Below are 11,890 nucleotides of genomic sequence, written 5' to 3' on the forward strand. Positions count from 1 at the left end.
ACCCCTTCCAAAATTTGGCGCTGCCCCTCACCCTTACCCTCTCCCCGTGAAGGACGCCGAGATGGGGGCGCCAACGTTGCGGCCATCTCCCTCCTCCCCGTCGCTATACGGGGAGAAGGTGCCGGCAGGCGGATGAGGGGCGGCGCCAATGTTGCAGGCATGCTTGTTGCAGCAGGTGACAAGCGGATCATTTTCGTGAGGTGCTGGCTCATGCCGCTTCCGCCTTTCTCAGGATGATGCGGCCTTGCCGGCGCTCGCCGCGCGCGTTGAGCACCACCGCCAGGATGATCGCGCTGCCCGAGATCGCCATCTGCCAGAAGGGCGAGATGTTGATGACCGGCAGCGCGTTGGAGATGATGCCGAGGAATAGTGCGCCTAGCACCGCGCCGCCGACCGAGCCGATGCCGCCGGCGATCGAGATGCCGCCGATGACGCAGGCGGCGATGATGTTGAGCTCATAGCCGTTGGCGACCTCGACCGACGCGATCACGTAGCGCGAGATCCACAAGTATCCGGCGAGCCCGCCGATCATGCCGGAAATGCAAAAGACGATGAACTTGGTGCGGCCGACATCGATGCCGGCATAGACCGAAGCAGTCGGGTTGACGCCGATGGYGTAGATCGAGCGGCCGATCGCCGTGCGCGTCATCGCCAGGAAGAACAGCGCGATGACCAGGAGCGCGATCCACGACAGCACCGGCAGGCCGAGGAAGGCAGCGCGCTGGAAGTTGATGAAGGCTGGACTCATCTGGTCGGCATTGACCCAGGCGCCGCCGGAAACGACGAAGGTGGCACCGCGATAGATGGTGAGGGTGCCGAGCGTCACCACGATCGAAGGGATGTTCAGCCGYCACACCAGGAAGCCGTTGATGGCGCCGAGCACTAGCCCGACGGCTAAGGCGATCACGATCAGCACCGGGACCGGGATCGCCGGATGGGCGGCGTTGAGCATCGCCACCACCATGCCGGTGAAGCAGAGGTTGGAGGCCATCGACAGATCGATCGAGCGCGTCAGGATCACCACCATCTGGCCAAGAGCCAGGATCATCAGGATCGATGTGTCATTGAACACCTGGCGAAGATTGGCCGGATCGGYAAAACCCGGGAAGCGCGTCGAGATCAGCCCGATCAGCACGGCGATGCCGGCAAGCAGCCAGATCTCTCGGTATTTGCGGAAGTTCTTCATGCCGCGATCCCCGCTGCTGCCCTGACCAGCGTCTCGGCATCCAGCTCCTTGTTGTCGTAGACGGAAGCGATGCGGCCTTCGCGCATGACCACGACGCGGTCGGACATGCCGAGGATTTCCGGYAGCTCCGACGACACCATGATCACCGAGAGCCCTTGCGCGACCAGCTCCGCCATGAAGCCGTGCACGGCGGCCTTGGAACCGATATCGATGCCCTTGGTCGGCTCATCGAGGATGATGACCTTCGGCATCGTCGCCAGCCATTTGGCGATGACCACCTTCTGCTGATTGCCGCCGGAGAGCGTGCCGACATCCTGGCTGAGCGATGAGGCGCGCAGATCGAGCCGTTCGGTGTAGGAGCGGGYGAGTGAAAACTCTTCCGCAAGTTTGAGCACGCCGGATTTCGACGTGCGCGCAAGCGAAGGCAGCGAGACGTTCTGGAAGATCGGCAGGCCGATCACCACGCCTTGCTTGCCGCGCTCTTCCGRCACGTAGACGATACCGGCCTCGATCGAATCCGCCGCCGATTTGGGCGTGATCGCCTTGCCGTCCAGCGAAATCTTGCCCCGGCTGGTGCRGGTGATACCGGCGATCGCCTGCATCACCTCGCTGCGGCCGGCACCGACCAGGCCGTAGAAGCCGAGAATCTCGCCCTTGCGCAATTCGAAGCCGATGTCGTCGAACTCGGTCGGATGCGATAGGCCTGAGACGGAAAGCACCGGCGCCCCGATTTTCGGCTCGCGYTGCGGAAAGATGTGGTCGACGTTGCGGCCGACCATCATGCGCACGATCTCGTTCTGGCTGGTGTCCTTCAGCAGGCCTTCGCCCACCATCTCGCCGTCGCGGAAGACGGTGTAGCGGTCGGCGATGCGGTAGATCTCGTCGAACTTGTGGCTGATGAAGAGCACCGCCTTGCCTTCGCTCTTCAGGAATTCGATCAAGAGGAAAAGCTCCTCGATCTCCTTCATCGACAGCGCCGCCGTCGGCTCGTCCATGATGACGATGCGCGCGTCGATCGACATCGCGCGAGCAACGGCAACGAGGTGCTTGTTGGCGATGCCGAGGTCCCTCAGCCGCGTGTCGGCGTCGATATGGCCGGCGCRCATCGTCTCCAGCACCTCGSGCGCATGYCGGCGCATGGTGCGCCAGTCGATGGTGCCGAAGCGGGTGCGTGGCGCGTGGCCGAGAAAGATGTTTTCGGCAACCGACAGGTCGTCGAACAGCACGGTTTCCTGATGGATGGCGGTGATGCCGTGGCCGAAGGCGGCATGCGCGCTGGGCAGCGTCGTGACCTGGCCGTCGATGCTGATTTCRCCGGTATCGGGCTGGTAGATGCCGGTCATGATCTTGACCAAGGTCGACTTGCCGGCGCCGTTCTCGCCGATCAGAGCCGTCACCTGTCCCGGATAGAGCGACAGGCTAACATTGTGCAGAGCGCGCACGCCCGGGAAACTCTTGGAGATGCCTGTGAGCGTCAGGCGAGGAGCGGCGCTTTGCGACAGGCCAGAAGGCTCGGGCCGCTCCGTCTCTATTTTGCGCTGGGCTGTCGTGTCCATATCCGTGTCAGGCCCTGAGAGAAGGTCCGTTTGTATATGCGGCGGAACAAGTGTCCCGCCGCACGAGCGTGGAGTCGACCAGGATCAATAGATCTTGGAGAACTTCTCGATGTTAGTCTTGTCGAACTGGAAGGGCGGAGCCATCGCAGCCGAGTTGGTGTCGTCGAGCGTGACCTTGCCGACGCGGCCGATCGACAGCGTCGCGCCGGGCTTGGCCTCTTCCTTCTTCACCRCCAGGTCGTGAGCCAGGTAGATCGCCGAGTAGCCGAGGTCGATCGGGTTCCACAGCGCGACCGCCTGGCTGGCGCCGTTGTCGATGAACTTCTTGAATTCCGACGGCAGCGCCAGGCCGGTGACGTTGACCTTGCCGATCAGGCCTTCGTCGGTCACCACCTGCGCAGCCGCGACAACACCCACCGTGGTCGGCGCGATGATCGCCTTGAGGTTCRGATAGGACTTCAGCAGACCCTTGGCTTCGTCGGTGCTCTTGGCAGAGTCGTCGTCACCGTAGACGGTGRCAACCAGCTTGATCTTCGGGAACTTCTCCGGCAGCACCTTCTTGGCCGCCTCGATCCAGGAGTTCTGGTTGGTCGCCGTCGAGGAGGCCGACAGGATGGCGACCTCGCCGCCTTGCGGCAGGTAGTCGGCGGCGAGCTTGATGATGGTCTCGCCGATCAGGTTGGTGTCGGACGGATTGAGGTGGAGCTGGCGGCCTTCCTTGGCGACGCCGGAGTCCCATGAGATCACGGTGATGCCGCGATCCATCGCCTTCTTTAGCACCGGCACCAGCGCGTCGGCGTCATTGGCCGAAACGGCGATCGCGTTGACCTTCTGCGCGATGAGCGAGTTGATCACCTCGATCTGCGCCTCTGCGGTTGCCTTGGTCGGGCCGGTGTAGATGACGTCGACATCGCCCAGTTCCTTGGCCGCTTCCTCCGCACCCTTGTTGGCGGCGTCGAAGAAGYCGTTGCCGAGCGACTTCACCACCAGCGCGATCTTGACGTTCTCGGCATAGGCGGCATTCACGAACATGGCGGCGGAAAAGGCCGCCGTAACCAGCAGTTTCTTCAAAAAGCTCATCGAATTTCCTCCCTTGAGCGTTGCATTCCATCGCCGCTGCGGGCGCGAGTTCGTCTCAGGCCTGCAGTGAAGATTCTTCCTTGTCGCTGGACTGTTTGCGGGCGACGATCAGCGCCACGCCCGCTGTTTCGAGCATCTTGGCTTCGCGGTCCTCGATGCYGTCGTCGGTGATCACGGTGGCAATGCGCGACAGCCCGCACAGGATCAGGCTGGAACGCATGCGGAATTTTGAGGAATCGACCAGCACCACCAGCTCGTCGGCCTGGTCGATCAGTTTCTGTTCGGCCTGGATCAACAGCGGATCGCCTTCCATCAGCCCCAGCGGCCCAAGGCCTTGCGCGCCCATGAACATGCGCCGTGCATAGAAATTGCGCGTCACGTCATTGTCGAAGGGCGACAGGATGATGTTCTGCTCGCGATAGATCGTGCCACCCGACAGCATCACCGTGTTCTTCGAGTGCTTGAGCAGGTGCTCGGCGATCGGGAAGGAATTGGTGAAGATCGGCATCCGGCGCCCGGTCAGGAAATGCACCATCTGGAAGGTGGTGGTGCCGCCATTGATGATGATCGGCTCGCCGTCCTTGCAGAGGTTCACCGCCTCGCGAGCGATCGCCCGCTTCTGCGCAGCATTGAGCGTCTCGTTGACCGAGAAGGGCCGGCCGGCAAGGCCGATGACCTGCGGCGGGGAGATCGCCTCGGYGCCGCCGCGCACGCGGCGCAGGCGCTTTTGCACATGCAGCGCCGCTATGTCGCGCCGGATCGTCGCCTCGGAGGAGTCCGTGAGGTCGACCATTTCCTGCACCGTCACCACAGGCTTTTCCTGGACGGCGGACAGAATGATCCTGTGGCGTTCTTTTTCGTGCATGGTTCCTCCCTGCAGCGCCATCAGGCACTAGAAAACGCGCAGTGTCAATCATTTCCGATCACATAATTTCATTGTGCAATGCAATATGATCGATATTGATCGTTTGTGATTGACAAGTGGGCCGCTTGCGTAGACATTCCGGGCGAGAACAGAGGAGCGCGCCGTTAGCGCTCCAAGGGAGGATACTTATGCTCGACAAGCGCTCCGGCTCGCGCCTCGCCAATCTGTGGGACGATGCAAAAGCTGAAGGGATGAGCGGCCCCGAGCTGCTGGTCTATCGCTCGAACACGCTCGGTTCCGACAAGCGCGTGACCAATTATGGCGGCGGCAATACTTCGTCCAAGGTCTGGCAGAAGGACCCGCTGACCGGCGAGGATGTCGAGGTTCTGTGGGTCAAGGGTTCTGGCGGCGACAGCGCTTCGATCAAGCTCGACGGCTTCGCCACGCTCTATATGGACAAGCTGCGCGCGCTGAAGGGCCTCTATCGTGGTGTCGAGCACGAGGACGAGATGGTGGGCTATCTGCCCCACTGCACCTTCAACCTCAATCCGCGCGCGGCCTCGATCGACACGCCGCTGCATGCCTTCGTGCCGAAGGCTTGCGTCGACCACATGYATCCCGATGCCATCATCGCCATCGCCGCGGCGAAGGACTCCAAAGCGATCACCAAGGAGGTCTTCGGCGACGCCATCGGCTGGCTGCCCTGGAAGCGGCCGGGCTTCGAGCTCGGACTGTGGCTGGAGAAATTCTGCCTCGAGAATCCGGAGGCCAAGGGTGTCGTGCTTGAAAGCCACGGCCTGTTCACCTGGGGCGACACGCCGAAGGAATGCTACGAGACGACGATCTCGGTGATCAACCAGGCAATCGACTGGTTCGAGCGCAAGTCCGAGGGCAAGGCGATCTTCGGCGGCGAGGTGGTGAAGTCGCTCGACGCGCCGGCGCGCCGCGCCATCGCCGCCAAATTGATGCCGAGGATTCGCGGGCTCATATCCGAAAAGAGCCACAAGCTCGGCCATTTCGACGACCAGCTGGCCGTGCTCGAATTCGTCAATTCCAGGGACCTGCGCCCTCTGGCGGCGCTCGGCACCTCCTGCCCTGACCATTTCCTGCGCACCAAGATCCGCCCGCTGGTGATCGAGTTCGATCCGGCAAAGCCGGATGTCGACGCCGTCATTGCGCGCCTCGCCGACGACATCGCCGAATACCGCGTCGGCTACCAGGCCTACTACGACGATTGCAAGCATCCGGACTCGCCGGCYATTCGCGATCCCAATCCCGTTGTCTATCTGATGCCGGGCGTCGGCATGTTCACCTTCGCCGGCGACAAGGCCACCGCCCGCATCTCCGGCGAATTCTATGTCAACGCCATCAACGTGATGCGCGGCGCCTCGACGGTGTCGTCCTATGTCGGCCTGCCGGCGCAGGAGGCCTTCGACATCGAATATTGGCAACTCGAGGAAGCCAAGCTCCAGCGCCTGCCGAGRCCGAAGGCGCTGGCCGGGCAGATCGCGCTGGTCACCGGCGGCGCCGGCGGCATCGGCCGCGCAACCGCCCACCGCCTGCTGCGCGAAGGCGCCTGCGTGGTGCTCGCCGATATCGACGAGGCCGCGCTCGCCAGCACCAACGAGGAGCTTTCGAAGGCCTACGGCAAGGACTTCGTCCGTCCGGTGCGGATCGACGTGACGTCCGAGGATCAGGTCGCCTCAGGCTTCGCCGAAACTTCGGTCGAGTTCGGCGGCATCGACATCCTGATCTCCAATGCCGGCTTGGCCTCCTCGGCGCCTATCGAGGACACGACGCTGGCACTGTGGAACAAGAACATGGACATCCTGTCCACCGGCTATTTCCTCGTCTCGCGCGAGGCCTTCCGCCTGTTCCGTGCCCAGAAGATCGGCGGCAACGTCGTCTTCGTCGCCTCCAAGAACGGGCTCGCTGCTTCGCCCAACGCCGCCGCCTACTGCACGGCCAAGGCGGCCGAGATCCATCTCGCGCGCTGCCTCGCGCTGGAGGGCGCGGAGGCGCAGATCAGGGTCAACGTCGTCAATCCGGATGCCGTGCTGCGCGGCTCCAAGATCTGGAGCGGCGAATGGAAGGAGCAGCGCGCCGCAGCCTACAAGATGTCGACAGACGACCTCGAGGAGCATTACCGTTCGCGCTCGATGCTAAAGCGCTCGGTCTTCCCGGAGGACATTGCCGAGGCGATCTACTTCTTCGCCTCCGACATGTCGGCCAAGTCGACCGGCAACATCGTCAACGTCGACGCCGGCAACGCGCAGAGCTTTACGCRGTAAACTATCGACGGCGGCGCTGCCCCTCACCCTTACCCTCTCCCCGTGAAGAACGGGGAGAGGGGGTCGCCAGCGCCGGAGCGCTTCCCTTCTCCCCGTCCTTCACGGGGAGAAGGTGCCGGCAGGCGGATGAGGGGCGGCGCCGACGAATATTGGGGAGGATACAATGTCCGAACAGATCATCTCAGCCGACCTCGTCTCCAGCCACAACGCTGCCCGCAAATCCGATCTCGAGCGCGACTACGCCTCGCTCGGCGAACGCCTCGACCGGCGCGGCATCGCCATCGACGCCATCCGCGAGAAGGTCGAAAAATTCGGCGTGGCGATCCCGTCCTGGGGCGTCGGCACCGGCGGCACGCGCTTTGCCCGCTTTCCCGGCCCCGGCGAGCCGCGCGACATCTTCGACAAGATCGACGACTGCGCCGTCATCAGCCAACTGACCCAGGCGACCCCGACGGTCTCGCTGCACATCCCGTGGGACAAGGCCGATCCGAACCGGCTGAAGCAGGCGGCGTCCCGCTTCGGCCTCGGCTTCGACGCCATGAACTCCAACACTTTCTCCTACGCCGCAGACCAAAAGCTCTCCTATAAGTTCGGCTCGCTGTCGCATGCTGATGCCGGCACGCGCCGGCAGGCGGTCGAGCACAATCTCGAATGCATCGAGATCGGCAAGGCGCTCGGCTCCAAGGCGCTGACGGTGTGGATCGGCGACGGCTCGAACTTCCCCGGCCAGGTCAATTTCGCAAAAGCCTTCGAGCGCTATCTCGATGCGATGCGCGAAATCTATGCCGGCCTGCCGGACGACTGGCGGCTGTTCACCGAGCACAAGATGTACGAGCCGGCCTTCTATTCGACGGTGGTGCAGGACTGGGGCACCAACTACATCATCGCCAAGGAGCTCGGCGACAAGGCCTTCTGCCTGGTCGACCTCGGCCATCACGCACCCAACGTCAACATYGAGATGATCGTCTCGCGGCTGATCCAGTTCGGCAAGCTCGGCGGCTTCCACTTCAATGATTCCAAATATGGCGACGACGACCTCGATACCGGCTCGATCGATCCCTACCRGCTGTTCCTCGTTTTCAACGAGCTGGTCGACGCCGAGCTCACGGGCGCCAAGGGCTTCAACCCCGCCCACATGCTCGACCAGAGCCACAACGTCACCGATCCGATCGAAAGCCTGATGCTGTCGGCGGTCGAGGTGCAGCGCGCCTATGCCCAGGCGCTGCTCGTCGACCGCAAGGCGCTCGAAGGTTTCCAGGAGACCAACGACGCGCTGATGGCGACGCAGACGCTGAAGGCGGCCTACCGCACCGATGTCGAGCCGATCCTTGCCATGGCACGGTTCAGGACCGGCGGTGCCATCGACCCCGTCGCCGCCTATCGCGAGGCCGGCTACCGGGCGAAGGTCGCGGCCGAGCGGCCGGCGGTCGCCGGCGGCGGTGGTGGGATTGTTTGATATCCGGGCTCGCATGCAGATCGCCAAACCAAAACCGCCATGGCGGCGGGTTTCCGGCGTGAATCAATGGCAAGTGGATGCATCCACATTCCGGGCATCCCGCTCTGTCGTTCGGCAGCATTTCGGCTAAGCCAGGCGATTTCGCCTGGCCGGACCCTCTAGCGCCGCGATCCGGCTCGCGCTTTTTCCCGCACGTCGTGGCTGGTTTCGCGGGCAGCATTTTCGACCATAGTCTGAACGTATAGCGCCGCCTGGCCCTGAGCACCCCCGTGCTGCTTTGCGATCTCCTGGACCTGGCCAGCCGTCTCTTGGCGCGCCCAGTCGCGCTGCAACTCAAGCATCATGGCCTGCCATGTGATTGGCACGACACCGGCCTGGATCATCCGTTGGATCGCCATGTCGTGTGCGATCGTGCTTACGCCGCCGCAGGCATCAGCGACGACATACACTTCGTATCCATCCTCACGTGCGGAGAGGGCAGGCAGAACCACGCAATTCTCAGTCCAGAGACCTGCCATGACGAGCTTTCGGCACCCGGTCGTCGCAACGGCCGACACCACACGATCATCCTCCCAGGGATTGTTTCCGGTCCGGTCGATCGGCTCGACCTTGGGAAACAGCTGCTCAAGCTCCGGCAGTTGTGGCCCGCTGAAATTTGCGGCAGCGACGGTTGTCAGTATCGTGGGGATGCCGAAGAGCTTTGCCGTCTTTGCCAAACCAAGCACATTGCTGATCAGAAGCTGCCGGTCGATCGATTGAACCGTGAAGAACGAGGTCGGCTGAAAGTCGATCAGCAGCAGCGCGCAGTCCTGAGCGGCAAGCAGCGAGCGAGCGGCGCCGCCTTTCTTCTCATGTCTTGTGTTTGAGACGGACCGTGCGTTCGACATTGGAATCTCCTACGCTTAGAGGAATACGCGCACTGGAGGATTGCTTGCAGCGCGCTGGTCGGTCGCGCAAGCCAAACCGGTCCACGCGTGACGCCCATAGTTCCTGTACAAATGGCCGCGGCAAGCATACTGCCCTGGCGCTTTTGATGTTGCGCCGGAACCCGCCGCCAGGGACGCGTGTCCGATGGTGGCGGTCGTCGACGAAACTTGTCGTGGCCCAAACGCCATGGCTGCCGAAGGGTTCCCCGCGATCGACACCGCTGCCGCAAGGCAGGATGAAAGCGCAGGCCTGCCGCTCAATGCTGCGTCGCCGCGACAGCAGAGCGATAGTGTTAACAAGCCATAGACTCGATCGCTCCAAGCAGGTTTTCTAGACGTGCCTAGTCCCCCCGGAGAACCCGCCATGCATCTCACCCGCCGGACGCTGATTGCGCTCAGCCTTTCGCTCACTTTTGCCTTCACGCCATCGGCGGTCTTCGCCGCCTCGCCTGCTCCCGCCAATGGCGAGCACGGCATGGTGGTGACCGCCCAGCATCTCGCTACCGAAGTCGGCGTCGAGGTGCTGAAGAAGGGCGGCAACGCTGTCGATGCGGCGGTTGCCGTCGGCTATGCGCTCGCCGTCGTCTATCCGACCGCCGGCAATATCGGCGGCGGCGGATTCATGACCATCCGTCTCAAGGACGGCCGTTCGACCTTCATCGATTTCCGCGAGCGCGCGCCGCTCGCGGCGACCAAGACCATGTATCTCGACAAGAACGGCAATCCGGTGAAGGGCGCCARTCTCGACGGCTATCTTGCAGTCGGCGTGCCGGGATCGGTGGCCGGTTTCGAGGCGGCGCGTGAGAAATACGGCACGCTCTCGAGGCAGGACCTGATGGCGCCGGCCATTGCCTACGCCAAGGACGGCTTCGTCCTCAGCCAGGGCGATGCCGCCTCGTTTGCGGGCGGTGCAGCGCGGCTGGCGAAGGATCCGGCCGCGGCCGCCATCTTCCTGAAGCCCGGCGGCAAGCCTTATGCCGCCGGCGAGCGGCTGGTTCAGCCGGACCTCGCCGCCTCGCTATCGGCGATATCCGAGAAAGGGCCTGACGCCTTCTACAAAGGCGGCATTGCCGATGCCATCGTCAAGGCGAGCGGCGCCAAGGGCGGCATCCTCGCCAAGGCCGATTTCGAGCATTACGCGGTGCGCGAGCTGAAACCTGTGACCTGTTCCTATCGCGGCTACGAGATCATCTCGTCGCCGCCGCCAAGCTCCGGTGGCCTCATCATCTGCGAGATCCTGAACATCCTTGAAGGATACCCGCTTTCCTATCTCGGCGCCGGCTCGGCCGAGACGGTGCATGTCATGGTCGAGGCGATGCGCCATGCCTATGTCGACCGCAACTCGGCGCTGGGCGATCCCGATTTCGTCGACAATCCGGTTTCGAAGCTGCTCGACAAGGGGTACGCCAAGGATATCCGCGGCAAGATCGATCCGTTCCGCGCCGGCGTCTCGAAGGATCTGATGCCGAAGGGTTTCGGCGAGAGCACGCAAACGACCCACTATTCGATCATCGACAATGACGGCAATGCGGTGGCGGTCACCTACACGCTGAACGGCTCCTTCGGCGCCGGTGTCGTCGCCGACGGCACCGGCATCCTGCTCAACAACGAGATGGACGATTTCACACAGAAACCCAGCGTGCCGAACCTCTACGGGCTGGTCCAGGGCGAGGCCAACGCCATCCAGCCGAAGAAGACGCCTTTATCCTCGATGAGCCCGACGATCGTGACCAAGGACGGCAAGCCGTTCATGGTCATCGGGAGCCCGGGCGGCTCTCGCATCATCACCATCACGCTGGAGGCGATCGTCAACGTCATCGACCATGGCATGAACATCCAGGAGGCGATCGACGCGCCGCGTATCCACCATCAATGGCTACCGGATAGCGTCTATGTCGAGCCATTCGGGCTTTCGCCCGACACTGAGAGGTTATTGGCCGGCATGGGGTACCACCTCGATCTCGGCGACCAGACCTGGGGCCAGGCGGCCGGCATCCTGGTCGGCGGCAAGAGCCTGGCGGAGATCGAAAAAGGCGGCGGCGCGCGCTACAACGGCGCCATCGACAGCCGGGCGGCGTCCGGGGAAGCGCTTGGATACTGATCCTGGGGTCAGGTGACCAGCGTGATGGTGGATGCGATCAGCATCACGGCGGCTATGCCGACGAACAGCGCATAGATGCGCGGACGGTCGAGCAGCAGCGCATTGCCCGAAATCCAGGCGGCCGTGGCGCCACCAAGCGCGAACAGGAAGCCGTTGCGATGGCCCCAATTCATGGATGCAGCCATCAGGCCGCCGATAATCAACGCGCCGAACACGATGATGACGGCGACGGCATATTTCTCGAAATCGCTGCCGCGGCCCATCGCCGGCCCTATCGCATTCAGATTGGGCAGATCGTCCGGATCGAAGGGGCTGGCCGAGCCGTATTCGTCTTGATCGAGGGATTCGCRCATCATTCGTTCTCCGCTGAGCGGCAACAAACCATCAACGCTTGCCGAGCGCAACCGGCAACGCCATCGCAGCAATAGG

General features: G+C 63.1%; 9 protein-coding genes. 3 read left to right on the top strand and 6 right to left on the bottom strand.

Annotated elements, in window-relative coordinates:
• Nucleotides 1-208: 208 nt before the first annotated feature.
• The 4 genes from ORS3428_RS30075 to ORS3428_RS30090 form a co-directional block, all read right to left on the bottom strand.
• On the bottom strand, nt 209-1,186 hold the full coding sequence (locus ORS3428_RS30075; RefSeq protein WP_071101893.1) for an ABC transporter permease: 978 nt from the start codon (nt 1,184-1,186) through the stop codon (nt 209-211).
• Complete coding sequence (locus ORS3428_RS30080; RefSeq protein ID WP_071101894.1) at nt 1,183-2,742, bottom strand: sugar ABC transporter ATP-binding protein; 1,560 nt, start codon at nt 2,740-2,742, stop codon at nt 1,183-1,185. The genes ORS3428_RS30075 and ORS3428_RS30080 overlap by 4 nt, the downstream gene beginning before the upstream one ends.
• A gap of 84 nt (nt 2,743-2,826) precedes the next feature.
• Nucleotides 2,827-3,822, bottom strand: coding sequence for a rhamnose ABC transporter substrate-binding protein (gene rhaS, locus ORS3428_RS30085; protein WP_071101895.1), 996 nt, complete (start codon nt 3,820-3,822; stop codon nt 2,827-2,829).
• Between the two features lie 55 nt (nt 3,823-3,877).
• Complete coding sequence (locus ORS3428_RS30090; protein ID WP_071101960.1) at nt 3,878-4,687, bottom strand: DeoR/GlpR family DNA-binding transcription regulator; 810 nt, start codon at nt 4,685-4,687, stop codon at nt 3,878-3,880.
• Nucleotides 4,688-4,875: 188 nt separating this feature from the next.
• Between ORS3428_RS30090 and ORS3428_RS30095 the strand changes: the two genes are divergently transcribed.
• Nucleotides 4,876-6,978 carry a bifunctional rhamnulose-1-phosphate aldolase/short-chain dehydrogenase gene (locus ORS3428_RS30095; RefSeq protein ID WP_071101896.1) on the top strand — a complete coding sequence of 701 codons (2,103 nt, stop codon included), beginning with the start codon at nt 4,876-4,878 and terminating at the stop codon, nt 6,976-6,978.
• A gap of 163 nt (nt 6,979-7,141) precedes the next feature.
• Nucleotides 7,142-8,434: an L-rhamnose catabolism isomerase gene (gene rhaI / locus ORS3428_RS30100; RefSeq protein ID WP_071101897.1), complete on the top strand. Its 1,293-nt coding sequence runs from the start codon at nt 7,142-7,144 to the stop codon at nt 8,432-8,434.
• 158 nt (nt 8,435-8,592) lie between these two features.
• On the opposite strand, the gene ORS3428_RS30105 is transcribed toward rhaI, so the two are convergent.
• Complete coding sequence (locus ORS3428_RS30105) at nt 8,593-9,321, bottom strand: hydrolase (RefSeq protein ID WP_071101898.1); 729 nt, start codon at nt 9,319-9,321, stop codon at nt 8,593-8,595.
• 403 nt (nt 9,322-9,724) lie between these two features.
• Here ORS3428_RS30105 and ggt point away from each other — a divergent pair, with 403 nt between their 5' ends.
• Complete coding sequence (gene ggt / locus ORS3428_RS30110) at nt 9,725-11,461, top strand: gamma-glutamyltransferase (protein WP_071101899.1); 1,737 nt, start codon at nt 9,725-9,727, stop codon at nt 11,459-11,461.
• An 8-nt stretch (nt 11,462-11,469) separates the two neighbouring features.
• On the opposite strand, the gene ORS3428_RS30115 is transcribed toward ggt, so the two are convergent.
• Nucleotides 11,470-11,817 carry a hypothetical protein gene (locus tag ORS3428_RS30115; protein WP_071101900.1) on the bottom strand — a complete coding sequence of 116 codons (348 nt, stop codon included), beginning with the start codon at nt 11,815-11,817 and terminating at the stop codon, nt 11,470-11,472.
• Nucleotides 11,818-11,890 lie beyond the last annotated feature (73 nt).

The organism is Mesorhizobium sp. ORS 3428 (assembly GCF_001854785.1).
GTDB lineage: Bacteria > Pseudomonadota > Alphaproteobacteria > Rhizobiales > Rhizobiaceae > Mesorhizobium.

Coding starts and splice junctions, on each gene's coding strand:
- ORS3428_RS30105 (WP_071101898.1), bottom strand. CDS start 9,321: ATGTCGAACGCACGGTCCGTCTCAAACACAAGACATGAGAAGAAAGGC.